The organism is Bdellovibrio sp. HCB290, assembly GCF_047305925.1.
Lineage (GTDB): Bacteria > Bdellovibrionota > Bdellovibrionia > Bdellovibrionales > Bdellovibrionaceae > Bdellovibrio.
Genome location: NZ_CP178620.1, coordinates 555,693 through 581,624, shown reverse-complemented (window position 1 = coordinate 581,624; position 25,932 = coordinate 555,693). Strand labels below are relative to the sequence as shown.

The 25,932-nt window shown below is 46.9% G+C and carries 17 protein-coding genes; 8 read left to right on the top strand and 9 right to left on the bottom strand.

The window, feature by feature from the left end; genetic code table 11:
* Nucleotides 1–3: 3 nt before the first annotated feature.
* Nucleotides 4–1,428, bottom strand: coding sequence for a D-alanyl-D-alanine carboxypeptidase/D-alanyl-D-alanine-endopeptidase (gene dacB / locus ACLVWU_RS02890; protein ID WP_413577147.1), 1,425 nt, complete (start codon nt 1,426–1,428; stop codon nt 4–6).
* 91 nt (nt 1,429–1,519) lie between these two features.
* Here dacB and ACLVWU_RS02885 point away from each other — a divergent pair, with 91 nt between their 5' ends.
* Nucleotides 1,520–2,446 carry a signal peptidase II gene (locus ACLVWU_RS02885; protein ID WP_413577144.1) on the top strand — a complete coding sequence of 309 codons (927 nt, stop codon included), beginning with the start codon at nt 1,520–1,522 and terminating at the stop codon, nt 2,444–2,446.
* 116 nt (nt 2,447–2,562) lie between these two features.
* Here the strand turns inward: ACLVWU_RS02885 and lon are convergent, their stop codons facing one another.
* Entirely contained in the window at nt 2,563–4,938 is a 2,376-nt protein-coding gene (gene lon, locus ACLVWU_RS02880) for an endopeptidase La (RefSeq protein WP_413577142.1), read from the bottom strand.
* Nucleotides 4,939–5,017: 79 nt separating this feature from the next.
* Entirely contained in the window at nt 5,018–5,845 is an 828-nt protein-coding gene (locus ACLVWU_RS02875; protein ID WP_413577140.1) for an exonuclease domain-containing protein, read from the bottom strand.
* A 95-nt stretch (nt 5,846–5,940) separates the two neighbouring features.
* Here ACLVWU_RS02875 and ACLVWU_RS02870 point away from each other — a divergent pair, with 95 nt between their 5' ends.
* Nucleotides 5,941–6,624 (top strand): TorF family putative porin, encoded by a 684-nt coding sequence (locus tag ACLVWU_RS02870; RefSeq protein WP_413577137.1) that lies wholly within the window; start codon nt 5,941–5,943, stop codon nt 6,622–6,624.
* On the opposite strand, the gene ACLVWU_RS02865 is transcribed toward ACLVWU_RS02870, so the two are convergent.
* Both ACLVWU_RS02865 and motA read right to left on the bottom strand, forming a co-directional pair.
* Entirely contained in the window at nt 6,596–7,555 is a 960-nt protein-coding gene (locus ACLVWU_RS02865; protein ID WP_413577134.1) for a flagellar motor protein MotB, read from the bottom strand. The two genes, ACLVWU_RS02870 and ACLVWU_RS02865, sit on opposite strands and share 29 nt — an antisense overlap.
* 53 nt (nt 7,556–7,608) lie before the next feature.
* Nucleotides 7,609–8,475 carry a flagellar motor stator protein MotA gene (motA, locus tag ACLVWU_RS02860; protein ID WP_413577131.1) on the bottom strand — a complete coding sequence of 289 codons (867 nt, stop codon included), beginning with the start codon at nt 8,473–8,475 and terminating at the stop codon, nt 7,609–7,611.
* A gap of 103 nt (nt 8,476–8,578) precedes the next feature.
* Here motA and ACLVWU_RS02855 point away from each other — a divergent pair, with 103 nt between their 5' ends.
* Nucleotides 8,579–10,399 carry a protein-disulfide reductase DsbD family protein gene (locus ACLVWU_RS02855; RefSeq protein ID WP_413577128.1) on the top strand — a complete coding sequence of 607 codons (1,821 nt, stop codon included), beginning with the start codon at nt 8,579–8,581 and terminating at the stop codon, nt 10,397–10,399.
* 68 nt (nt 10,400–10,467) lie between these two features.
* Nucleotides 10,468–15,162: an Ig-like domain-containing protein gene (locus ACLVWU_RS02850; RefSeq protein WP_413577125.1), complete on the top strand. Its 4,695-nt coding sequence runs from the start codon at nt 10,468–10,470 to the stop codon at nt 15,160–15,162.
* A 5-nt stretch (nt 15,163–15,167) separates the two neighbouring features.
* On the opposite strand, the gene ACLVWU_RS02845 is transcribed toward ACLVWU_RS02850, so the two are convergent.
* The 4 genes from ACLVWU_RS02845 to ACLVWU_RS02830 form a co-directional block, all read right to left on the bottom strand.
* A complete protein-coding gene (locus tag ACLVWU_RS02845; protein ID WP_413577123.1) occupies nt 15,168–16,514 on the bottom strand; it encodes a hypothetical protein in 1,347 nt (448 codons plus the stop codon).
* 119 nt (nt 16,515–16,633) lie between these two features.
* Nucleotides 16,634–17,365 carry a hypothetical protein gene (locus tag ACLVWU_RS02840; RefSeq protein ID WP_413577120.1) on the bottom strand — a complete coding sequence of 244 codons (732 nt, stop codon included), beginning with the start codon at nt 17,363–17,365 and terminating at the stop codon, nt 16,634–16,636.
* 97 nt (nt 17,366–17,462) lie between these two features.
* A complete protein-coding gene (locus ACLVWU_RS02835; protein WP_413577117.1) occupies nt 17,463–17,987 on the bottom strand; it encodes a hypothetical protein in 525 nt (174 codons plus the stop codon).
* Between the two features lie 67 nt (nt 17,988–18,054).
* A complete protein-coding gene (locus ACLVWU_RS02830; protein ID WP_413577114.1) occupies nt 18,055–18,558 on the bottom strand; it encodes a hypothetical protein in 504 nt (167 codons plus the stop codon).
* A 91-nt stretch (nt 18,559–18,649) separates the two neighbouring features.
* Here ACLVWU_RS02830 and ACLVWU_RS02825 point away from each other — a divergent pair, with 91 nt between their 5' ends.
* From ACLVWU_RS02825 to ACLVWU_RS02810, 4 genes are all read left to right on the top strand, one after another.
* Nucleotides 18,650–19,699, top strand: a complete 1,050-nt coding sequence (locus tag ACLVWU_RS02825) for a hypothetical protein (RefSeq protein ID WP_413577111.1) — start codon at nt 18,650–18,652, stop codon at nt 19,697–19,699.
* Nucleotides 19,654–20,580, top strand: coding sequence for a pseudouridine synthase (locus ACLVWU_RS02820; protein WP_413577108.1), 927 nt, complete (start codon nt 19,654–19,656; stop codon nt 20,578–20,580). Before ACLVWU_RS02825 ends, ACLVWU_RS02820 begins: the two co-directional genes overlap by 46 nt.
* A 3-nt stretch (nt 20,581–20,583) precedes the next feature.
* Nucleotides 20,584–21,465 (top strand): EamA family transporter, encoded by an 882-nt coding sequence (locus ACLVWU_RS02815; protein WP_413577105.1) that lies wholly within the window; start codon nt 20,584–20,586, stop codon nt 21,463–21,465.
* A gap of 186 nt (nt 21,466–21,651) precedes the next feature.
* Nucleotides 21,652–25,923 carry a tail fiber domain-containing protein gene (locus tag ACLVWU_RS02810; protein WP_413577102.1) on the top strand — a complete coding sequence of 1,424 codons (4,272 nt, stop codon included), beginning with the start codon at nt 21,652–21,654 and terminating at the stop codon, nt 25,921–25,923.
* Nucleotides 25,924–25,932 lie beyond the last annotated feature (9 nt).

The following is a 25,932-nucleotide window of genomic DNA, read 5'->3' as shown; positions in this document are numbered from 1 at the left end:
TAATCAGTTTACCAAACTTTCGAGCAATTTATCAAAGTATTGTCGAACCGTCGCTTCGTCCGTTGAGCCATTATAAATAAAGGAGAACGTAATAACTCTGCCGTCCTCCAGACCCGCGTAACCTGCTAATGATACAACGCTATTTAAGTATCCCGTTTTAGCACGTACCCAGCGCTCAGCTTTGGTTCCCTTCATTCTTTTTTTGAGGGTTCCATCTATTCCCGCAATGGGCAGGCTTTGTAGAAACTCAGGCTGCACGCGGAAATCATTGCGCAAATGCTGCAAGACTTTCCACATCGCAAACGAAGACATGCGATTTTCACGAGTCAATCCCGACGGATTTTCGATGTGATACTGATCTTTGGGAATCTGCAAAGACTGGATGTGCTCCTGCAAAGTGGCCATTCCATCTGCCAACATCACACCCTTGTCTTTCTTTAAAGTTCCCATGTTTTTAGTCAGCATTTCAGCCACGTAGTTGTTCGAGAACTTATTCATGTCAGCCACAATTTGCTCGATGGCTTTACTGTCTGTTTCCGCCGCCAGGGACGCTGTTTTCGGGGTTTCGCCATTTTTCACTGCACCCGTAACATTCACACCCCTTTGTGCAAGAAAGGCTTTGAAGTTATAACCTGACCAAAGGTCCGGCTGAGTGATGTTCTTAAAAATCACCAGCTCTTTGTTGTTTTTGCCAACGCTGCCACCAACGTGCAAAAGATCGCCGTCAAATTTTGGATCTTCTTTACGATCTGCCAGCAACTTATTGTCGCCACCATTTGTGGTCTTGGCTTTCATCACCAGGCGGATATATTCATTTTCCGGATCAACATAAACCCGGGCATCGTCACCGGCTTTATTTCCAGGACGCACAAAAATATTCACTGAGTTCCAGTTGAAGGACATCGCCCCCACCGGAGCGTCATAGGCACGGTCAACGCGAGCTTTTTGTCGGCTTTCATCGTAGCGCATTTTATCAAATAACGAATCATCCACAACGATGTCACCTTCGACGCGTTTAATATCATTGCGCAAAAATGCATTTACCAAGAACCACATGTTTTCTGAAACGAAGGAGGGATCGCCGCCGCCTTTCAAATAGACATTTCCCTTCAATACCCCTTTGTTAATTTCTCCGGTTGTCCAGATTGTCGTCTTGAACTTATGGCCTGGAGGAAAAGTCGCCAACACCGCAGAAGCTGTCACAATTTTGGTGATGGAGGCAGGAATCATCAATTTGCTGCCATTGTTATCGAGCAGCACCTTCAGGGTGTCGCCCTCACCAACAGAGGCGTAAATACCCAAATCAGCCAACTGGACCTTGTGTTTTTTTGCCAGGCTCTGCATCTCTGTCTCAGCGGTTTTTTGATCCAAGCCCGCTTGTGCTGAAAAACTGATCATCAATGCTGCCGTAAGAAATAAATATCGCATCTGGAGTCCTCCAAAAACTTCGCCTAGACAATAGTAGCGATCGAAAAATCAATCCGCAACAAATAGAGTCTCTCTTGTTAGACTGAGGTGCATGAAAAAGCGCGAATGGCTATTTGTTATACTTCCTCTTGTTGCGACCTGGTTGGTCGACCGCGTAACCAAATTGTGGGCCACAGAAATAACTTCGGTCATTTCCCACGGCCCGCTGCACTTCGTATTGCACCACAATCACGGCGCAATGCTAGGCCTGTTTTCTGATTTACCATCAGTTCTGCGCATCGTTTCACTTTCAACTGGTGGAGCATTTCTACTTTGTACTTACGCCTTGATTCAGTACCTGCTGCCGATCAAGTCACTGACTTTACGTTGTGGGCTTTCAATTCTAATTGGGGGCATTCTAGGAAACGTCGCGGATCGAATTATCTGGGGATACGTTGTCGACTTTATCGTCATCGGCACTCCTTCCCTTTCCAGCCCGGCATTCAATGTGGCGGATGCGCTTCAGTGGGTCGGTTATGGCTTGATTGTTTTCGCCATCATACGTGAGGGCGAACTTTTGTGGCCGGAAAACAATTCCCGCAAAAAATTCTGGGTGAATCTTTCCTTCCAGCTAAAATATTGCATCCTGATGATGGCCGTGGGTTTAAGTTTAACCCTGATCAGTCTGGTCTTTTCCTACACCTATTTGCGTGTGACGATTCAGGAGCTGGTGGGGAACAATCAATTCCTACTGAATAAATTTCTGGTTCCCTATGTGATCACATTCACCATTATCTGTATCGCGTTCTGTGCCATCACGTTCGCTGTGGGTAAAGTTCTTTCCCATCGCATTGCCGGTCCAATTTATGCCTTCGAAAGATATATTTACGGAGTCATGCGGGGTGAAACTATGCCTCCGTTGAAAGTTCGTAAAGGTGATGAGTTCAAAGAGCTTGAAGCCCTGGCGGAAGAAATCAACAAACGTATCAGCACAATTAAATCCGAACGCACCGTCAACGTCGTCGAATACAAAGAATAAGGTACGGACACACTTTCTCCAAAAACAACAAAGGCCATGGATTCAACCCATGGCCTTCTTTTTTGGAGAAAGTGTGTCCGTACCTTTTAGTGTGTCTTCACGTCCGGCGCGACCTTTTAGTTTATGGCTCGGGGAAATAACTGACTGGTGTTGTCGAAGTTCAGCTTGTAGGCTGGGAAATCGATTTCCAGGGCGATCTTCAGCAAATCATTGACGTTATCGACGAAGTGAAACTTCACCTGGTCTTTGATTTCCTGAGGCACCTCTCGCAAATCTTTCTCGTTTCGCTTACACAGAATCACTTCCGTCACACCTGCCCGATGCGCTGCTATGACTTTCTCCTTGATACCACCCACTGGAAGAACGCTTCCGCGAAGTGAGATCTCGCCGGTCATCGCAAGTTTCGGATTCACTGGTTTCTTCAAAAGCTTCGAGGCTATCGAAGTTAACATCGTCACACCTGCTGATGGGCCGTCCTTTGGAATTGCTCCCGCAGGCACATGCACGTGAACTTCTTTTTTCGTGAAGTCCACCGTTGGATCCATCAAAGGCAGACGAGCTTTCAGCAAACTCATCGCAATCTTCGCAGACTCCTGCATCACCTCACCCAGCTGTCCGGTTAACAGTAACTGACCACTACCCGGCATTTCCTCGGTTTCAATGAACAGGATGTCTCCACCGACTGGCGTCCACGCAAGGCCCGTCACCACTCCTGGCGGCAACGAAGTTTCCGTCAGTTCAGAAGTAAATCTTTCTGCGCCGAAGATATCATCCAAATCATTAAGGTCCACGATCAGCTTCTGGCCATCCGCCTTCAGGATCTTAAGACTCATGTATTTACAGATGGTCGCAATCTTCCGTTGCAGTTCACGTACCCCCGCTTCGCGGGTGTAGTCCGTGATCATTTTCGTTAAAGCACCTTCGGTTATTTCCAGCTGAGACAACTCGATACCGTGTTCTGCAAGCTGTTTCGGCCACAAGTGGCGTTTTGCGATACTCTTTTTCTCTTCAATTGTATAACCCGTCAGTTCAATCACTTCCATACGATCCAAAAGAGGACCTGGAATGGTATCGAGGGTATTCGCGGTGGCGATGAACAGCACCTTCGAAAGATCAAAGGCCGTATCCAGATAGTGATCCTGAAAAGTGTTATTCTGCTCAGGGTCCAAAGTCTCCAACAGGGCACTGGCAGGATCGCCATTAAAGCTGCGCGAAAGTTTATCGATTTCATCCAGTACAAATACAGGATCATTTTCACCGGCTTTCTTAATTCCGGAAATAATTCTGCCCGGCATAGCGCCAATGTAGGTGCGGCGATGACCGCGAATCTCGGCATCATCACGAACGCCGCCCAATGCGACGCGCACGTACTTTTTATTCAAAGCACGCGCGATGCTTTTACCCAAGGAGGTCTTACCCACACCCGGAGGGCCCACGAACAGCAGAATCGAACCCTGATGCGTCTTGCGAAGCTTCATAACAGCAAGATGCTGCAGGATTCTCTTTTTGATTTTGTCCATGCCAAAGTGATCTTCATTAAGGATCGTCTCGGCTTTTTCCAGATCAATTTCCCGATCCGCTGATGATTTGCTCCACGGCAGATCCGTGATCAGATCCAGATGCGTGCGAATGATTTGATACTCTGGCGAAGCCGAGTTCATACTTTCCAGACGTTTCAATTGTGAGTTCGCCAGCACCAATGCTTCATCCGGCAATCCGGCTGCCAGAATCTTCTGACGGTATTGCTCGGTGACCTCATTGTTATCTTCATCACCCAATTGTTCACGAATCACCCGCATTTGTTCACGCAGGATGCTCTCTTTCTGACTTTGATTGATATTTTCAGTCAGCTTTTGACGGATATCGAGCTGAATTTTCAGACGCTCTTTTTGTTCTTTCATCAAATCCAAAATTCTTAGGGCGCGTTCACGCACGTCTGGAGATTCCAGAATTTTTTGCTTCTCGGCCAGGGTGAAATCCGCGTGCGCGGCACAAACATTCGTCAATAGCGAAAGTTCCTCGATCTCGGCGATCCACTCTTTCACCCGGCGCATGTGCTTACCCAGCAAGTCCACGGTTTCATAGGCAATCTGTTTGAGGCTTTCAAGCAAGGCTTCCTCGGTCTTACGATCCGAAACAAGAATGTCTTCAATTCCTTCCGTCAAAGTCTCATAGATGCCATTTTCAAATCGCATGTTCAAAGCACGAATGCGCTGATGAGCATTGACGAAAATAGTAAAGCTGCCATCGTCTTCTTTGCGATGGGATTCGATTTTACAAAGTGTACCGACCGTGTTCATATCCTCGGGCTTCTCCATCGAGGACTCCGGACTTTTCTGCGTCAATAAGACGATCCACTTTTGATTGGCTAGAGCTTTTTGCAAAGCTTGAATACTGCGGTCTCTTCCGACCCGCAAAGGCATGCTGACACCGGGAAACAGAACGGCATTTCTGAGCGGGATAACAGGAAGGTAACCAGATACGAATGACATGGTTTCACCTTTCCCTCGCCGATAATGGCAAGGTCATAGGTTAATCATGTATCCGATTTAATTATCGTCAAGGTGAGGGTTAATAAACAATTCCCACATCTTTGATGCGAGACAGATAATAACGCTTGTTGGTGTTCTCTCTCTGACAAAGGGCCATAAGATAGTCCCCATCAGGATTGCGGACGATTCCAATTGGACTTACGCGACGGGTTTCGCCCTTAGCTGAGCCTCCGTCATATACGAGATCCAAATCTTTTTTGGTATGAATCGATTCGATCATAGTCTTTAAAGTAGAGTCATTTACTGTATACATGGAATAATCTTTCCACCACAGTTGTTTGCCCTGACTTTTTATCGCCTGAGCCAGAGTCGCGCCCTCGCCCATTTTTTTAAAGCATTCCAAACCAACATATAAGCATGCCTTAGCATCATCGTAAGCACGATGTGCCTGGCCACCATCAATGCTCAAATGTTTGATCAAAGTTTGCAGCTTATGATTTTCAACACCATGAATCCATTTACGGGAAAGCAGACTGGTACACAACGCCGGTTCAATGGGCAGTGGCAATCCCGCTTTTTCAAAATCAATTGTCAAAAAACCCAAATCAAATGGTGCATGGTGAGCCATTACGACAGCACCTTTAAAAAAATCATGAATCTGCTGAATTTTTTCTGGCATTAACGGAGCTTCTTGAACCATCAAATTTGTGATGCCGTGAATTCCTATAATAAAATCAGACATAAGCTCGCGCGGTTTTAATAAAAACTGAAGACGGTCGATTTCCTGACCCTTATGAAATTTGACTGCACCGAACTCGACGATATCATAGCCCACCGGATAAGCGCCGCTGGTTTCAGTATCAAATGCGATATACGTGTATTCATCTAATGGCAGATCTAAATTCATAACCTTACATACCTGCCGCTTGGCTGTTGGTCCAGCCCCGTGACGGCTTTTCTTTTATTTTGTAGTTTCTTCGTTCACAATGAAATGCACTATCTATGCGAAGATACATCAGTTTTATCATAACACTCATCGGCCTTAACTCCTACAGCTTTGCTGCAGAGAATTCATCACCGACCTTTAAAATGGACGGCGAGGTTTCGTTGCTGTCTCAATACGTGGAAAACGGATTGAATCAAACCGACGGCTCACCTGCTTTGCAAGGTTCCTTCTGGTTTAATTTTGGACCTCAGTTCCGTTTGGGGCTATGGGGCTCCAACACCAACTACGAAGACAGCAATGATAATTTCAATCTGCGCGCCAATGCAGATATCAAAATTAATTTTTCCCAGGAGTCCAACGCGGTCATTGGTTATTCCTACAGCACCTACTATCAGGATGGCGATCGTAACGGAAACATCCTAAGTCTGCATCTGAACTTTGGCAGCTACCGTGTTATGTTCGACAATTTCAGCAACTGGGAAGGCACCCATAAAAAATCCATGCGTCTGGGATTGGGCAAAGCGACTCAGGTCTTCACAAGCTGGATCTGGGATAATGAAGCGGGATACAACTCTCCGGATGTAGATGCAATCAGCAGTTACTTTGATTTGCGAACCGGGATTGGAACCAACTGGGGAGTGATCTTTCTGGAAGGTGCCGTGACCGGCACCTCTGCAGCTGGCGACCTGAACGGCACCGGCGATATTTACTTTATTCTGTCAGCGAAGACGGGCTTTTAGCAGCATCTTTCAATTCATCATCGACTTGTTCGCGAAGAGGTTTCTTGGACTGAGCCTCTTGCTTGCGGCGAGTTGATACTTGATGCACGAAATTATCATACACCGACATATCCACACTCTTATCACCAAACAATGAATCCAGTTTGCGTTGTTTTTGGCCATCCGAAGTCAGTTCTTTTTGTGCGATCTTCACACGAATAAAGCCCACCAGCTTCTTGGGATCCACTTCTCCGCGTTTTTCTTTCACGCTGATCGAACCATTGACCGCAACGGTGCTGCTTTCAAGTGACGCCGCAATTTTATTACGAACAATGTCCAAACGCTGGGAGGCCACACGGTTTGCTGACATCGAAGTGCCATCCGGCACGGACTGAATAAACAATCCGGAAGTCAGCTTAATTTCGGCATCCTTCAAACCCGCAGTGACACCTTTAATTTTGTCCATGACATTCACAAAGTTGGCATTCGGCTGAGAGCTGCCACGTTCAAACAACATATAATCAGGGATATCGAAATCAAAACCTTCAGGGGAAACCACCACATTTTTGGCGACATCATTCATCTGGTCAGCCATGTATGCAGCAACAACTTTTGCGGAACCCATATCCAATAGATTTGGAGTTTTGTCCATTGGCTCCATGAAACTTTGGAAGGCTTTTAACGGCTCGTTCAAAAGATCCAGGAAAAGTTTTTCAAGAGTCAGTTCGACCCCGAAGTTTTGGAAATTGTATTCAATAACAGATGGCGTGGAGAAATAATCTGAAACCGCTTTTTTGGTTTGATCAGACTGACCCACGATCCACATAACCAGGAAGAAGGCCATCAAGGCCGTCATAAAGTCAGCAAGGGCAACCTTCCAGGAGCCCCCGTGTCCACCGCCACCTTGGACGATGATCTTTTTGATGACGATTGTCTGTTTCTTCTCTGCCATTTTTCTTCCTTAAGTCAGATGGAGCCAGTTCATTGACTCCATTTAAACAATCACTAAGCAGCTTTTTTAATCTCTTTAGTAGCCTTGTCGATCTCAGCAAATGTCGGTCTTTCTTCCGGCATGATGGAACGACGAGCGTACTCCACACACACGATCGGAGGGGCACCACGTTGCAACGCCACCAATGCAGCTTTGATACAACCCAGGTAACGACCTTCTGCCTCGATATCAGCAGCCATTTTAGTTGCTGTTGGCTCGATCAAACCGTATGCACAGAAAACCCCTAACATCGTACCCACGAGAGCATGGGCAACGTACTCACCGATCACCTCTGTACCTGCTGTCAAAACACCCATGGTTTTAACGATACCAAGTACGGCGGCAACGATCCCCAGACCCGGGAAACCACCGGCTACGGCGGCGACGGCATGCTGGGCAAGATGTTCTTCGGCATGGATACCTTTGATATCCGCATCCAAAAGATCATCAACGTCATATGGTGAAAGCTCCGCTGACAAAGTCACTTTCATCGTGTCGCAAAGAAAGTCTACGGCATGATGGTTGTGCATGAAGCTTGGGTAAGCTTTAAAGATGTCAGACTTTTCCGGCTCCTCGATGTGCTTCTCGATACCTTGAGGTCCTTCTTTTCTGAAGACCTGGAAAAGTTGGAAAAGCATTTGCAAAAGTTCAACGTAGTCAGACTTTTGCGGACCCTTCGAAGTCATCGCTTTGATGGAAAGTTTAATCCCCATCTTTACGATTTTCATTGGGTTGGCAATAACGTATGCACCGAAGGCAGCTCCCCCGATGATTACCATCTCAAGACCGGCAGCTTCGATGATGACGCCCATTTTACCGTGACCGGCAATATAGCCCCCGAACACTGTCGCAAAAACTATCAATATACCTACAAAACCCATAGAATATGACCTCTTCAGATTCTCTATCGGTTTGATACATGTTAGAATTGAGTCATCCGCAAATAATCTTGCCCATGGTCGGGAGAGGGAATAAGACAATTATATGAAAGCAACAATGCAGAACCTTTTCATAGTCGTTACTTTCCTTGCCACTTTCATGTTTGCAGGGCTATCGTCTTGGGCGCAAACTTCGGCATCCGAAAAAGACCCGATGTTGGTCGAGACTAGCGTACTTCCATATGAATGGAGCCCGGGCCAGGGTGGCTCACTGAATTTTAAACTGAAACTTCCTCCAGGTTTTCACGCATATGAGGATCAGTTTAAAGTTGTGATCTATGAACCAGATGGTTTCAAGGTGGCGCCTTTCAAACTGGAACCGATCACCAAATGGTATGACAAGTTTTCCAAACGCGAAAGAACCGGCTTGGTGGGCGAAGGAACTCTTTCTGCACATATTGAAGCACCGACACGCTTTTTAAAAAAATACGACAAGATGAAACTGGAACTGACATATCAGGCCTGCACTGATCAGTTCTGCTTGTTCCCGGTGACAAAAACATTGGAGGTGCCTATCGTCACGCCGATGGTTGAAGGAGCCGCCCAACTACAAAGCCCTTCCCAACCCCACACGGAAACCACCGGCAGTTTTTTTGACAGCGCAAATTTCTCGAAGTACCTGGGCTCCAGCATGGTAGCGGGTTTGATCTTCGTTTTCTTTGCGGGAATTTTCACCAGCTTCACTCCGTGCATTTTCCCAATGATTCCTATCACTCTTGCTGTTTTGGGAAATCACTCTGAAGAGCGCTCGCGCCTGCAAAACTTCCTGACTTCGTGTGTGTATGTTCTGGGAATAGCAACCACCTACTCTCTTCTGGGACTTGCAGCGGCAAGTAGTGGTAGTGTGTTTGGGGCTTCTCTTGGAAATCCATATGTCTTGGCCGTGGTCTGCGTGATCTTTTTAGCCATGGCGCTTTCTATGTATGGTCTTTACGACATTCAAGTTCCTGCGTTTTTGCGCAATCGTCTGGGCGGCAAAAAACACAAGCAAAGTATCTTGGGAATTTATCTGACTGGATTGTTTGCGGGTATCGTTGCAAGTCCTTGCGTGGGCCCGGTGTTGGTCGCGATTCTAACTTATGTGGCTTCGACGAAGAACATGCTTTATGGATTCTTGTTCCTGTTCTTTTATGCTTTGGGATTGGGATTGATCTTTATCGCTCTGGGACTTTCGAATCAGCTGGTAAAAACTTTGCCACGTTCCGGTCCGTGGATGGTTTGGTTTAAATTCATTCTGGGCACCTTGATGCTTTCAGCGTTTTACTACTACCTTGAACTTCTTTTGCCTGCACGCTGGTTCGACGGTTCACTGGGAGTGGGATTGGTTATCCTTGCAAGTATCTATGGAGCCTTCCTGCCAACCAAGGGTGGCGGAACCCCGATGAAGCATATGCAAAAAGGCATCATGCAGGCAGTACTCATTGTTGGTATTGGATATATTGCTCTTTCCGTGTTCGATCTTCGTCCTTATCTTCGTGGTCGCGTGATGGCTGATAATTCAATCAACCAAATTAAAATGATGGATTGGCAGCCTTATACAGATGAAGCGCTAAACCAAGCTATCAAAGAAGGTCGCCCGGTTATCATAGACTTCTGGGCCGAGTGGTGCGCAGCCTGCCACGAACTTGCTGAAAACACTTTCACCGATCCTCGCGTGCGAGCGCTGAGCGGTAAATTTGTATTATTGAAGTTTGATGCCACCAAAGATTCAGCTCAATTAAAAGAGCTGAAGAAAAAGTACAACATCCAAGGCCTTCCTACAGTTATCTTCTATAATTCTAAAGGTGTATGGATTGACGGTCTGACACTGACTCAATTTGAGAAAGCCGAAAAGTTTTTGCAAAGAATGGAGAAAGCCTCAAAGTAAAATTTGAGGTCATTTCCTAAGTAATTAAAACTTAAGAAACACCCATTTTTCTCCGACAAGTACTCATAATGAGCCACAAATCGGTCATGTCGGAATGTTTTGGAAAGGTAACTCAAGCTCTTGCAATCATTGCAGGAACCGCGATTATTTCTGCCTGCTCCCTGAACGCAAAAATTTTTGATGGATTCGGATCCAAGACCCCGCCCACCCTAACTTTCAGTTCTTTGGTAACAGGTTCAAGCAACGTTTCTACGTGGAATGTCCAGCTCACCTCATCCGAACCCTTGTCACAATTAAGTTCAACAGATTTGGTGGTGACCAACGGCTCTATCACAGCTTTTAACCAAATTGATTCCACTCATTGGGATATTGAAATCACACCGACGACTGAAGGTGCAGTGAACATCTCATTACCGGCAAGCTTCACGACCGGTCAGACCACTGCACTGGATAACGAAGCTTCAAATACTTTGTCTTATATTAGTGACGTGACAGCACCCCAAGCAGCAATAAGTTATCTGGGCGCTAACCCGACTAATGTCAGCCCCCTACAAATCGAATTGGTCTTTGATGAAAATGTGGTTGCACCGACGGCCGCCGATTTCCAGGTAACCAATGGAACTGTCGACAATATCACAGGCAGTGGGCAAACGTACTCTGCTGAAATCACACCCGCTTCCAACATGACTACAGTAGGTGTTCAATACCGCGCAAACCAAACGACCGACTTGGCCGGCAACAACAATACAGTTTCAAACAGCTTATCTATAGTATTTAACTCGAATCGTCCCCTACCTACATTAAGTACGACGGCAGGAACTCACACGAACACGGCCTCTATCACTGTGGATGTCAGCTTTTCAGCTGCTGTCACTGGATTCGATGCTTCCGATCTTACTTTAACAAATGCAACCGTCACCGGCTTCACCGGCAGCGGTGATACTTATAGCTTTACGCTGACAGCTACTGCGCCTGGGGATATCAGTGCGCGTGTGAATAACAATGCAGCTGTGGATGCAAGTTCAAATCAATCATCCACTTCCAACCTGCTAACGGTTCATTACGATGCAACCGCACCGACAATGACACTTTCAAAAACGGAATCAAGTCCGACAACACTTGCGGCAATCACAATTACGGTGACCGCTAGTGAATCCGTCACTGGTTTGGCATTAGCAGATTTCACCACAACGAATCTAACTTTAAGTTCTTTAACAGGAAGCGGCTCATCTTATACTTTGACGGCAACAGCGAATGCTGAAGGCAGCGCTTCGATTCAATTGCCTGCAGGAGTGGTTGCCGATGCGGCAGCAAATAACAACCCAGCCTCCAATACATTGACTTGGTACTACGATACGGCAGCTCCGTCGATCACGATCGCATCTGCGCAGGCCCCTTCCACGAACACTTCACCCATCGCGGTGACTTTTGAAACGAACGAAGCGGTTACGGGCTTCACATCAGCGGATGTATCGGTCACGAATGGTACGCTTAGCAACTTTACCAGCGTTGACAGCACTCACTGGACAGCCGATGTAACTCCCACTGCTGATGGCACTGTCACTGTATCTGTGGCCGCAAGCAGCTTCCAGGACGGCGCTGGAAAAAACAATACTTCAGGTTCATTGAACATCAGTTACGACGGAACTCGCCCGAGTGTAGCATTAACGGGATTGGCATCCTATTCGATTACTTCTCCCCTAACGGTCACGGCGACATTTAGTGAATCAGTCACAGGCTTTACCGATGCAGATTTGACCTTAGTCAACGCCACGGCATCGGTTTCAGGCAGCGGAACTACCTATTCGATCACGGTCACACCGTCTTCAGAAGGAACATTCAGCGTGACGGTTGCGAATGCTGCTGCCAGCGATAGCTTTGGCAACACATCAACGGTTTCTAATACGCACTCAAGCATTTACGATATTACGCCACCAACTTCGACGATTACCAGTGACGTGGGTATCGCGGCATTTGAATCCCCAATTCCATTAACAATTCGCTTTAGCGAAAATGTCACGGGTCTAACAGCTTCAGATTTCAATGTGACTGGCGGAACCCTGGGCACACCAATTGGAGTTGGCAGTTTGTACTATCTGACTTTCACACCGTCGGGACCGGGCGCGAAATCAGTATCCTTAAAAGCAACTTCTGTAACTGATGGTGCGGGCTGGGCCAATGTGGATACACCATCCAGCTCGGTCTTTTACTATGACACGACAATCACCAATTTAAGTTTGGCTGAAACTGAACAACTCATCGATGAAAACGATGGCTCAGCAAAACAGTTTACGATCAATTCCACGGTGGCAAAGCCTTATGATATTCATTTAACTTACTCAATTACCGGCGACGCAGCGGCTGGGGTGGATCATACGCTACCGTCCTCGGGAACTGTCACACTGACTGCAAACACCACGTCAGTATCTGTTCCTTTTACGGTGTCTTCAAACGCCTCCACGATCAGTAAGAATTTCCAGATTAACTTCAGCTATGCAGATACTCCGGTTGCGCGATTTACCAAGAACTATCAAAGTCGCGTGACAATTAAAGATCTCAACAACCCTTCGCCGGACAGCATTCTACAATTGGCTGGCAAAAAGAAAATGCGCTGTGCGATTTATACGGGTGGTGTTCTGAAATGTTGGGGTAATAACTCCGGCGGGGGACTAGGTACCGGAAGTTCTGAAGCTGGAACAACTATTCCTGCAGTTGTGAACTCGGGTACATCGTACACGCAAGTGGCGCCTGGAGAATGGCATATCTGTGCGGTCACCACAGCCGGAGATTTGCAATGCTGGGGCAACCGCTCCAACTATAGAACCGGCGAAAACAATCCGTCAGGCTATGCATTAACTCCAGTAACAATCGGCACCGGCTATTCAACTGTTGGAATCGGCGTAAATACAACCTGCGCGATCAAGGCCGGACAGGTTTATTGTTGGGGTCAGAACGTGACAACTGCCGGTGGAAATTGGACGACCCCCACCCTGGTCAATCCGGGTGGTGCAAATCCATTCACGGCAGTCGACGTTGGCTATGACTTCGTTTGCGCTCTGAACAACGTTGGCGAGCTGTATTGCTTTGGCGGAAATTCCTATGGTCAACTTGGAAATGGTACTACCAGCGGCACTCGCGTCGATCCTCCAGTCGCAGCGCCTACAGCTACCAGCGTTTCAAAGTTTTCTATCAATTGGAATAGCTCGGGACAGGCCCACACCTGTTCATTGGATTCAACAGGTATCGTGTCTTGCTGGGGTGCCAATGGGTTCGGATATCTGGGTGACAATTCGACGACCAACAGAATTTCTCCAACACCAGTAAATGGAGGAGCCACTTACACAGACATCAGCGTTGGCGCGAATACAGCGTGCGCTATTGTAGACAATGGAACTGTGAATTGCTGGGGTTCAAACTCTAATAACTCTGCGAATATTACCTTCGGTTGGCTATTGGGTAACGGAAATAATCTTTTAACAGCCACCAATCTGATACCGACACCTATCTCGGATTCTTCAACCTACTCCAAAATAGCCAATGGTGAAAATACTTGTGGGGTGACTACAAATGGTCGCGTAAAATGTTGGGGTGAAGTTGATTATTTAGGTTTGGGGGATGACTCCGGAATTTCACGCTGGGCCCCGAGTGAAGCCGATGTGGGACAAAAATATAAAACCGTCTCGATGGGTGGTTTCGGCTGCGGAATCACAACCTCGGACCAACTAAAGTGCTGGGGAAAAAACGTGGATGATTCCGGTGTCTATTGGTCCATCGGCGACGACTCAAAACTTTATAGGCCAAGCCCTGTCATGCTGGACCGCGGACAAGAATATTCAAAAGTTTCTGTGGGGCGCAATCACGCCTGCGCCATCACCACAGACCAAACACTGAAATGCTGGGGCATGAACACCAGCGGCCAAATCGGAAGCGGAACTTCAGGACTGACTTGGGACAAAGTCACTCCTTATATTGTGGACGGAAGCAATCGCTATATTGATGTGACTGCCGGCAACTATCACACATGTGCAATTACCATTAATAATGATCTAAAATGTTGGGGCAACAGCGGCTTCGGCCAAGTGGGTGTAGGCTACACAACAACTGCAGTCGCCACCCCGACCGTCATTTCATCTGGAACCAAATATATATCAGTTAAAGCTGGTGCTTCGCATACCTGCGCACTAACCCAAGGCAATGATATGTACTGTTGGGGATACAATTCCTACGCTGAAATTGGCGATGGAACTTACACGATGCGAACCGCGCCTGTCGCAGTTTCAGGCGGACTAAAATTCACCAGCATCGCAACATCTGCTGCCAATGGATCCGCTGCCACATGCGGACTTGGTACCGATCAAAAAATCTATTGTTGGGGCAGTAACTTCCACTCCACAAATGGTACCAACGCCAACCGAACAGCTCCGACTGAGATCACCCTCAGTGCCGCCTACAGTGATCTTGCCGGTAATGGTGTTAACATGTGCGCGAAACGCATTTCCAATAGCTCCTGGTACTGCTGGGGAACGAGTGACAACTCCACTCAAGGCACCGGTGGTAACGGTACGGGCAGCAACTCGGCAACCCCAACACAAGTTTTTGGTGGAGAAAATTACACCATGGTGGGCGTGGGTCGCAATGGAAGCTGTGCGGTTCTGGCCGACGGAACCATGAAATGCTGGGGTACATCCACTAACTTCCCAGATCACAGCATCTTCCATTCTTGGTACACGCCGATCGACGTGACCAAGTGGCTTCGTCCTTAAATTCTTTAGACTGTAATCTGTGTCGAGAAATTCACTTTGCTTCGTGCAGAGCAACTGTAAACATTTGCCGAGAATTTATCCCCTTGATAAACCGAATCGATCAAAACATAGTTCTGAGCCGTCGTGCTCATCAATCGTCGCGCATGTTTCGAAATCACATCAATACCAGGGAAGCACTTGCTGTGAAAACCACTGGAAGTGATTTCGTAAGTTTGATATCCCACCAAGGCCGGTTCAATTTTTGAAACTTCACTGAAATGCACGTCCCCGGAAGCAAAGACTACCTTCTTGGAAAGCTTGCGCAAAGCACTGGTGAAGCCATTGAATTGGCCTTTGTGCTTGGACATGGATTCCTTATAAATCATCTGCGGAACAATCTGACTGCCATTCATGACCCAAGTAATCCCCTCAAACGAGGAAATCATTTGCAAAGCCCACTCTTCCTGCTCTTTACCCCAATGTGCATAACGATCCGGGGATTCCTTGGTTAAACGCCAGCTGCGATCATCCATCAGTAAAAACTGATGCTGACCTGCACGCAATGCGGAAGCCACCCCCGGTCCTTGAGTATACCCTTCGCTGTGACCTTCACTTTGCGCAAAGAATGACAGGAAATTCTGTTGCGCTGCCAGCACATATTCTGGAGAAGAGTTGTTGGCATCGTCTCCGGAAAAATCATGATCATCCCACGTTGCCAATACCGGAATTAATCTTTTTGAATAGTAGACTTCCAGAATACGACGGGCATCAGTATACCGTCCCCACAAACGACGAGGATCACCTTTCGCGTAGGGGCTGGTTCCTTTGTCGCAATAAACTGCATCGCCGATAAAGAAAATCACATCTGGGTTTTGTGATATCAAATTTCTCCAGATTTCTGGCTCGTGACGGCCCTCATCCATGCAAGAGCAAAGAGCATATCGCAAAGTTGGCTTCATCAAATCCAGAGTTTTAAACTCACGACGCTCGATAATTTCGTCAGCCGCTCCCAATAGATCCAGGAAGAAAACTTCGCCCAAGTGCAGATTTGAAAAGAACACTTTCGTGATCGAATAAGGACTGTAAGGCTGGGTCAGCACTTCAATTTTATCCGGCTGCCAAATGGCCCCCGCCTGATTTCTGGCAACGATATTAAACTTCAAGTTCTGATGATGCTGAATCGAAAACTGCGTGCGCGTGGAATCAGTCGCCCCCTGAAGGATAGAGGGTGTGTCCCGCAGATAATTGTAGAAAAGCAAACCATCATCGTTGCGGTCCTCTTGACCACCAGTCGCCAATGCGGGAACTGCCACTGTCGCTGCAATAGCTTGTGTAAGTCCCAACTTTAAAAAGTCACGACGAAAGAACTCCATCCGTAGATCCTCCAGAGTAAAACATCTAAATGTGCTTAAATAAATTGGACCAAGGGTTTACTAAGAAAACAAGCTTTCACCGTCAAGGTACTGTCAGGAAGCGGTGGAGATTTTGTTAACTATTGGTTGATACTAGATACAGCCTTATTAAATTTTTTAATAACTGCATCTGGGACACCTCTAGTGCAAACCATGTAACGTAAATGAGGACCTTTGAGGTCATCTGGTTTTAAAACGGTAAAGTCTTTGATATGGAAATTATGCTTCTCGGTTAGATCCAGGAATTCTCGCTCCGAAAGGAGTGTATAATCCGCTCGCCCCGCAAGAATCATATCGAGCACCTGCTTATATTCCGGATTATCGATATTGATGATCGGTGTTGAGTTTTTTTCGATTAAGCCATCCAAATCCTCACCGAAAGAAAAATGAGTTCTTCGTGCAATTTTGAGTTCCGGATTCTTTAACAGTGTTAACACCGAACTCACCGACGGACTGATTGTCCCCTTATGCCCGACAACGACCCAAGGGCCATCTTCGCAAATTGGACCAGAAAACTTTAGGAATTCTTCCCGCTTCGCAGTTTTCAACCAACCGATCGAGCAAATTGGTTCGCCATTACTTAGAAACTGCGCCATTTGTCTAAGAAAGGGAGTTTCTGCGGTGTGAAAGTCGATTTTTGCTTTTTTAAATGCTTTGATAACTGCTTCCCCACAGGGACCAGATAGCTCTCCCCATTTTTTAACAATGTATGGAGCACGCTGCCTATAGCGAATAGTAATAGGCTTGAACGTCTCGCCGGAAGTCGCAGCAATTACGTTTAAAGACATCATTGTAGAAATTAATGTAAACAAAATTACCGATACAAATCGCATCTGGTATTTGTAAGCTGTCTGCCATTTGGAAACACCTTACGATTTTGAAACTACTGTTCTGTGGCAATCTGCGAATTTACGGAAGATTTTCAAAGGGGGATCTCTTCCAACGAGTCCACCCTTTTTGCGTCATCCAATGACTTAGGAAAATAAAAAGAGGCAAACTTAGAACCAACGTCATGAAGGTGTCCGCCAAAGACATCTGTAAATAGTCGACAACAAACTTATCTTGAGAGAAAACTCCACCCAAGGTCAAAACTGCCATAAGAATGTAACTGCCGATGAAGTTGGGGATGACAAAAACCATAATCCAAAAATAGAAAAGTGGTCCGACCCTAAACAACTTGCGGCGATAGACCTTCAAGTATTTCCAGAACCACCAGCCCAGATAAACCTTCAGCCCTTCTGCAACTGCCAAAAGTGCTATACCCAACTGATCCAGATGAGTGCCAAAAGCAGAACCCACCAAACTTGCGATACTAACTCCCAGGACGACTCGGGGCCCCCACCAAAGAACAAGAACGGAGCCGACCAGGTATGGCAGGTATATGAGATAAAATCCTGGCTTCATAAATACAAATGGCCCGGTAAACCGAGCCATAATTAAAATGCAAATTGGAGCTATCCAAGTCCACCAAGGAATTTGGCGATTCAGCTCCTTTTCCATACTACAGACGCTTCATGCGGGCGATTTCCATTTTCGCCTCATTCAGGGCTGTTTGGCAGGAAATCATTTGTGCCTCTTTTTCAGACAATAGCTTTTGCAAGTGATTCATGCGGACTTCAAAGCTTTTGATGATATTGTTATGGCGATCGACCATTTCCTGAACTTTCAAATCCAGGCTTTTGCGCTCGTTCACACGTTGGGACAATTGTGTGATTTTTTGACCTGCCTCTGTCGCCAGGCCATTGTGGCTTTGCTCCAAACGGGTCATTTGCTGCTGATTACGGTCAAATTTGATATTGGAGCTTTTGATCAGCTCGTTCACAGTGGAAACGATCTTGTTCATTTGGTCGGCCAAAGCCTGATTTTGAGCTTTAAGTTCAAAGATCTGGCGGTCCGTGTTCAAATAGTTAGTTCCCGTAGAACCCATGGAGGTCGCTGTTTCCAGGCCGGAGCTCTTGCTGATCTTCTTTTCGCCAAATAATTCGGGATTTAATTCTTTGTGCATACTTCCGACCCTCCTTGGGTACTGATGTGACGCTCTTAGAAACATCATATTTTTTCTGGACAGAAAATTCAAATGTTCATACGTTAGGCCCATGTTAAAAGTCGGCCAGCTGCTGAAGTTCGTTTCAGATCTAAATCCCCAGAATACGCCCACGCGTTTGTCATTTTATAACTTCCTTAGGGGCTTTCCGCATCCTGACGACTCGTTGACGCCTGAATTGATCGAAATGTTCTTCAATTACTGCATGGATTACCCGCATTGGGCTTCAAATAAGCAGCAATTGGGGCATGAAGTTCAGTTCTTGTTGGAAAACTTCAACCGCCTTTATCAGCAAAAATTCGACCTTTCGCCGATCCGTTTTCCTCAACACATGCAGATCATCGAGATTGAACACTTCTCGGATCTAATTGACGCAGTGAGTTCACACGTTAAATCCCAATGCGAGGAAGGCGACAAGTTCCGCATCCTTCCTGATCAAAACAAAAGAGTCGTAGCCATCATCCTAAGATCTGACAAATCTTTGGAAGTTCGCACCTTTGACCGAAAATTCACGATTCGCGGCGGTTCATTGGAACCTTTGCGCAAGGATTTGGTGCTTTACTACAATCCTGAATTGGAATTGAGCTCCCATCATGATCATAAGATCGAGGTGGCACCTTATATCACCGCTCAATTCCGCGTGAGCAAAGACAAAGTTTCTGGCGTCTTGATGCGCGGTTATGTTTTCCAAAAACTGATGGAAATCAAAAACGAGTCTTTGCAGGAACAAACTCGCATTCTGTTCCCGATCAAACGCCTGGAGCAGTTCTTTATCGATCGCCGTACAGATCCTTATTATCAGGATTTGATCAGCCAGCTGGAAAGAACCTGCAATCTGGTTCAACAGGGTGATAATGAGGCCGCAAAATGGTCTTCGATCATCTTGGGTAAGGCCGATACAGCCCTTGAGAACGTGTTTTTAGGGGATAAATTACTCACTTTGTTGGCTCGAGACCTCCGCCACGCCCTGATTGAGGCGAATCGCAAGAATAACTCCTCATCTGCCCTCAGCAGTGATATATTGATCACTCAACAATTACCTGAGGCTGATGAAGAATGTCTGAAGATAACACCTCTCAAAGAGTTAGACTTAATAAACTAATTGCCGACAGTGGCTTGGCTTCCCGCCGCCACGCCGACAAAATGATCGAAGAAGGTCTTGTCACTGTAAACGGAAAGCGCGTGTACGAGCTTGGCGTTAAGGTAGACCCTCAGCACGACAAAATCCTGGTTGATGGCAAAGTCCTTCGTAAACCACTTTCACAAAAACTTTACCTTATCTTCAATAAGCCAGCTGGCGTATTGACGACGATGGACGATCCAGAAGGTCGCCCAACAATTGCTGAATACCTTGGCGATGTTCCTTCGCGCGTATTCCCAGTGGGCCGTCTGGACTGGGACTCTGAAGGCATGATCCTTTTGACGAACGATGGTGATTATGCGAACAAAGTTGCACATCCAAAAGAGGAAGTAACGAAAACTTACCTGGTTAAGTTGGATGGTAAGCCCGAGCCTCGCCACCTTCAAAAATTGAAAGATGGTGTGTCTATCGTTGGCGGTAAAGTTTCTGCCCGTCATATTGAAAAAATCAAAAAGTCTGGCGACAACAAATCTGAAAAGTACGAATGGTACAAAATCGTGATCACAGAGGGTAAAAACCGTCAGATCCGTCAGATGTTCGCTAAAATCGGTTTCGACGTCATGAGACTTCAACGTGTGGCGATTGGTCGTTTGCGTATGGGTGCGATGAAAGCTGGCGAGTTGATGTTCATCAATGACGTTGCGGCAGAACGCGTATTCCTAGCGGATGATCCGGAAGATTTAAAAGTTAAAAAGAATTCCTACAAGGGCCGTGCTCCAGCTATGAAAAAGACAGCTGCGGAAAAAGAAAAAGCACGCGAGAAGAAAATGTGCGCCGGCAAAAAGAAATATGCTGGTGGTAAGTTGATCGCTCCCAAAGGTCCCAAAGGTTCAAAAAAGTAATTTATGAATAAACTAAACCCACGACTCCGCGGAATTATCGAGATTTCCATTGGCAGCGTGGGTTTTGGTTTTTTGGGCGTTTTTGGTAAAGTCGCCTTCAACTCCGGCCTTACCGTGGGCGAGTTTCTTACTTACCGATTCACCTTGGCAGCCATGTTAATGTGGATCTTCATGCTGCTGTTCAGACCGCAGTGGATTCGACTTTCACTCAAACAAATAGTCATCGCAGCCCTGCTGGGTATTTTCGGTTACGGACTATTCTCAACCTTGTATTTCACGGCCATTGACGGGCTCAGTGTCACACTGGCGGCTCTTCTGCTTTACACCTATCCATTTTGGGTGAACGTGTTTTCGCACATGTTCACTCACGATAAAATCTCCCGCAACGAGGCTTTTTGTCTGGTGGGGGCTTCGGCTGGATTGGTCTTGCTTTTGTGGGGGCATATTGAGGTTCGCAATGCCTGGGCTGTTCTGGCGGGTCTGCTTTCAGGAATCAGTTATGCGATTTACGTGCTGGTTTCGGGACGAGCGCAAAAAGATGTCCGTCCCATCACATCCAGTCTTTATGTGATTACCTTCGGAGCCATTGCTCTGGCTTTATTCCATCATCCGCATTTCGAAAACATTCCGCACTTAACTTCGACTCAGGCCTCAGCGATTTTTGGTATCGCCATTATCAGCACAATCATTCCGCTGACGATGGAGCTCGCAGCTTTGCAAAAATTGAAAAGTTCTGAAGTCGCTTTATTGATGATGATCGAACCGATCACTGCGGTGATTCTGGGAGTGGTGATTTTCAACGAGTCCCTGACCTCATTGCAAATCATTGGAGCCGTCATTATAGCAACCGCTCTAACGATCAATACGAGACTAAAATCCTTCTAATACTCCTTTAAAGAGCCCCACTTTCAGCAAGTTTCATTAAACCAATGAAATTACCACTCGCATTCGATATTAAGGGCTCTTGTCGTTCCCCGAACATCCGATACAGTAAATATGAGAACTTGTACGTCCCTAATTCTCATTTTGATAAGCACCTTGGCCGCTCCCGTCTGGGGGGCAGTCGACAATTTGTCGTACCAAGGTCGCATCCTAAAACCCGATGGCCAGCCATTGGAATACAATAGCGTTAGCTTTATTTTTGAAATCACCAATCCAAACGGAAACTGCGTAATTTATCGCGAACAAAAGAACGGCGTGAATCTGACTGGTACAGGTGGTGTGTTTGATGTGCCGATTGGCTCTGGTACAAAACTATTTCCACCATCCCCTACTGTTGGCCTGATGGAAATTTTCAATAACTCAACTGCTTTGGATTGCGGGGATGGCAGCAACAATGTCTCTGGTTCTTACACACCATCCGCACAACATGGTCGTTTGTTGTATGTTAAATTCCACGACGGAGTGGGCTGGAACTCAATCACTCCTGAAACAGAAATTCGTTCTGTGCCTTATGCTGCTCATGCAAAAACTGCTCTGTCTGCAAATACTTTAAGTGGTAAAACCGCGACCGAATTCGTCGAAAAAATCACGATTCCCAACTGTCCTGCTGATACGTTTTTAACTTACACCAGCGGCACCTTTAGTTGCGCTGGCGTCACTGGCGCTGCGGGCGGAACAGTCACCAATGTGACTTCAGGAAATTCCTATTTAACTATTATCAACGGCACTTCCACGCCCGCTCTGACATTGAATGTTGGCACTGGTGCAAATACTGTTGCCGCTGGTAACGACTCCCGATTTGGAAATGCACTAAAAGTTCAAGGTGTGGATGTCGATGCTACTGCTCCAAGCAATGGACAAGTTCTTAAGTTTGATGGTTCGAAGTGGGCACCAGCCGCAGATTCTGCCAATTCCGGCACTGTCACTTCAGTCTCCGGGACCGCTGGTCAAATCACAGTCGCAACCGGCACTACAACCCCGTCACTAAGCCTTGCCAATGTTGGCACCGCTGGTACCTATGTGAAAGTCACCACAGATGCCCAAGGTCGCGTAACCTCTGGTAGCACTTCTCTTTCAGCAGCTGATATTCCTTCGTTGGACTTTTCAAAAATCACCAGTGGGTTACCGACGACATTAAGCGGTTATGGAATTACTGACGCCATCAGAAATCTGGGCGGCACTCCAGGTTTTAAATCTGGGACTAACGCCACCAAAGGTGCTGCTGGAACTGCCGGCAATATTTATATTTCCACAGATACAAAAGAAATTTACCGCGACAACGGAACCACATGGGATCTTGTCGGCTCTGCTTCAGGTACAGGTGGCACCATCACGGGAGTGACAGCAGGTGCGGGTCTTACCGGAGGCGGTACATCTGGCGCAGTCACTGTCGCTGTCAACGCTGGAACAGGAGCGAACCAAATCGTTCAACTGGATGCCTCCTCTAAACTTCCAGCCATCGACGGCTCCGCTTTGACGAATCTAAGTCCTTCTGCCCTTTCCGCAGTAGTTCCGATCTCCAAAGGGGGTACCGGTCAATCTAGCGCGACAGCCGGCTTCAATGCTTTAAGTCCCCTTTCGATAAAAGGTGATCTACTCACCCGTGACGGCACCAACAATATTCGTCTGGGAGTCGGAACCAACGGACAGATTCTATCCGCCGACAGCGCTGAAGCCGGCGGCCTTAAATGGATCACCCCAAGCGCGGGAACTGTGACTTCCGTTTCTGCAACTGCACCACTGGCGGTTGCCACCGGGACTTCAACTCCGGCAATTTCCATTTCGTCCGGAACAGGCGCAGCCCAGGTGCTACGCTGGAACTCTACAAACTGGACCGCTTCGTATTTCAATTTTGCTGATCTAAAATCTTCTGCGGGACTAGCACAAATTCCCAACAGCTGTACGGCTTCGCAAACTTTGGTTTGGCAAACTCCATCAGATACCTTTGCTTGTACAAATATTTCCGTCAGTGGAGCAAACTTTGCTGCACAATCTGCAGGATTGATTTTCGCAGGACCCACGGCAGGATCTGCTGCTCCAACATTCAGAGCCATTGCCTCAACGGATCTACCTTCAGGCACACTGGCCGGTTCAGGTACTGCGGGGTATGTGCCTTATTATAGCGCGGCTGCGACGCTTGCGAACTCACCGTTGAATGTAAGTTCAACAAACGTGGGTCTGAACACGGCGACTCCGACAAGTAAGTTCCATGTAACAGGGTACCCATCCCCTTCAGGACAAAACTATGCGGTTCGCTCGGATCTGGTCAGCTTGCAATTGCCTTTCGCTGCTTCAGACAATGCCGGATATTATGCCGGAGTGGGCGTGCGCTACTGGCCCGGAGGTTACGGCTCAACGGTTTCGGGTGTTAAGTCCTCTACAAAATGCGAAATCAACACCAACTCAACTTGTAATGGAATTTACGGCGGATACTTCGGGCTTGAGAATACGAGCACTCAAACCAACAATAACTTCACAGCGGGGGCTGCCGTTTACGCGGATTCTCACATCAATACGGCAGCAGGAACCACAACGACAGTGGATGGTGTTTCCGCACGCGTAAGAAACACTGGCGGAGCAGTGACAACTGCAAGAGCTGTGGAAGTACTTGCTCCCACAAATACTGGCACTATCGATACATATGCAGGTGTGAATATTGATGATATCTCCGCAGTCACAGGCATTACCAACAGTTATGCCTTAAGATACAATCATGCCACTTTGCCTTTTGTTGTGAACTCCGCCGGATCAGTTGGTATCGGAACCTCGGCACCAACGACACTTCTAAATGTCAGCCAAACACTACCTGATGGTTCAAAGCCGGTGGTCAGATTTGAAAATCTAAAATCAAATATTTCTGGCCTTACCACTTTGGCCGCTCTCGCTCCGAACATTGGGGATACATATAGCAAAATGAATATCCTGGTTGGTAAGGACTATGCAAATTACCAAGCCGGCTCCATCGAATACAACTATAACTCCACGGATTCATCACTGCGACGCCTAAGTCTGGGACACAAAGGTTACTCACCAAACTTTCACATCACGGAGCCTGGCAAAGTGGGAATCGGGACGACTGCTCCGACAGCTCCGCTGACTGTTTTTGGTGGTGCACTACTAGGTGACAAAACCACCTTCCCAACTGAATTTGCAACGATAGAAACTAACACTCATAGCAATGCTTTATACAACAACACCGCAACAACTGGAACATTCGGATCTTTTGGAACCTGGATGCGGGTTACGCCTCCTTCAAACTCCACTCTGGCTTCACAGGCTCTTTCAGCCGGACTCTCTTTTAACGTCCCATCCGGTGTGACAGTAAATTCAAATTCTGATGCGATGTGGATCAACGTGTCACGCAATCGTTATGCAGCGAACACTGACAATGGGACTGTGACTTCGATTAGAGGTGCCACAATTGGATATGGTCACGAAAACACCATCCCTGCAAATACGCCGATCACAACCAACGCCTATGGACTTGTGATCAATCCGTATGCGACGACCGGGACAATTACCAACATGTATGACATTTATCTTGCCACCCGATCTGCCGGAGCAACAGTCACTAATCGCTACGGCCTCTATCAAACAGATTCCGCTGCAGATAACTACTTCAACGGGTATGTTGGTTTAGGCACGAATGCCCCTCGCCAACCACTTGAAATTAACAAAGGCCATTTCTTCCATACCGGTGGTGATCTTGTGCACTTTTTCAATGCCTATCACAACGGCGCACTTCGCTATGGAGGTTACGGTGGCGCCTCTGGATACCCAGGAAGTATAGGATACACTCCTAGCACCGGAAACTTCTATATTCAAACGGGCGCTACCGCAGGCACTTCGGATACCGCTGCTACTATGACCACGCGTTTTGCAATTGATAGAAATGGAAATGTTGGCATCGGCACCAATGTGGGCCCACGTTTGTTTTACGTTAACGGTACTTCAGGGGGAACAAACGCGTGGGAAAATCTATCTGACAGACGTCTAAAGAAAAATATCGAAATCATTCCAGATTCACTTAAGAAAATTGCCTCTTTGCGAGGAGTCACTTTCGACTGGCAGCACGAAGTCCGTCCCGATCTTAAATTCACACACAAAAGAGACATGGGAGTTATCGCTCAGGAAGTCGAACGCGTTTTCCCTGAAGCAGTCGAAGGAGACGATCAAGGTTTCAAATCTGTCGCTTACACGAAATTGATCGGTCCGATGATCGAAGCCTTTAAAGAGATTTACACTTCGCTTTCGGGAATCAAAGCAGACCTTGCAGAACAAAAGCGCGAAATTGCCTCACTTAAGGAAGAGAATAAAGCTCTCAAACAGCAAGTTGAGGAAATTTCTGAAATCAAAAAGGCATTATGCAAGAAGGACACAAAATTAGACTTCTGCCATTAAGGATTTAAA

What these genes read in the sequence shown, in the direction of transcription:
- motA (WP_413577131.1), bottom strand. Translation starts at nt 8,475, where the DNA reads ATGGGTTTTGTAGGTATATTGATAGTTTTTGCGACAGTGTTCGGGGGC.
- ACLVWU_RS02885 (WP_413577144.1), top strand. Translation starts at nt 1,520, where the DNA reads ATGAAAAAGCGCGAATGGCTATTTGTTATACTTCCTCTTGTTGCGACC.
- dacB (WP_413577147.1), bottom strand. Translation starts at nt 1,428, where the DNA reads ATGCGATATTTATTTCTTACGGCAGCATTGATGATCAGTTTTTCAGCA.
- ACLVWU_RS02850 (WP_413577125.1), top strand. Translation starts at nt 10,468, where the DNA reads ATGAGCCACAAATCGGTCATGTCGGAATGTTTTGGAAAGGTAACTCAA.
- ACLVWU_RS02825 (WP_413577111.1), top strand. Translation starts at nt 18,650, where the DNA reads ATGTTAAAAGTCGGCCAGCTGCTGAAGTTCGTTTCAGATCTAAATCCC.
- ACLVWU_RS02830 (WP_413577114.1), bottom strand. Translation starts at nt 18,558, where the DNA reads ATGCACAAAGAATTAAATCCCGAATTATTTGGCGAAAAGAAGATCAGC.
- ACLVWU_RS02855 (WP_413577128.1), top strand. Translation starts at nt 8,579, where the DNA reads ATGAAAGCAACAATGCAGAACCTTTTCATAGTCGTTACTTTCCTTGCC.
- ACLVWU_RS02875 (WP_413577140.1), bottom strand. Translation starts at nt 5,845, where the DNA reads ATGAATTTAGATCTGCCATTAGATGAATACACGTATATCGCATTTGAT.
- ACLVWU_RS02815 (WP_413577105.1), top strand. Translation starts at nt 20,584, where the DNA reads ATGAATAAACTAAACCCACGACTCCGCGGAATTATCGAGATTTCCATT.
- lon (WP_413577142.1), bottom strand. Translation starts at nt 4,938, where the DNA reads ATGTCATTCGTATCTGGTTACCTTCCTGTTATCCCGCTCAGAAATGCC.
- ACLVWU_RS02870 (WP_413577137.1), top strand. Translation starts at nt 5,941, where the DNA reads ATGCGAAGATACATCAGTTTTATCATAACACTCATCGGCCTTAACTCC.
- ACLVWU_RS02820 (WP_413577108.1), top strand. Translation starts at nt 19,654, where the DNA reads ATGTCTGAAGATAACACCTCTCAAAGAGTTAGACTTAATAAACTAATT.
- ACLVWU_RS02865 (WP_413577134.1), bottom strand. Translation starts at nt 7,555, where the DNA reads ATGGCAGAGAAGAAACAGACAATCGTCATCAAAAAGATCATCGTCCAA.
- ACLVWU_RS02845 (WP_413577123.1), bottom strand. Translation starts at nt 16,514, where the DNA reads ATGGAGTTCTTTCGTCGTGACTTTTTAAAGTTGGGACTTACACAAGCT.
- ACLVWU_RS02835 (WP_413577117.1), bottom strand. Translation starts at nt 17,987, where the DNA reads ATGGCTCGGTTTACCGGGCCATTTGTATTTATGAAGCCAGGATTTTAT.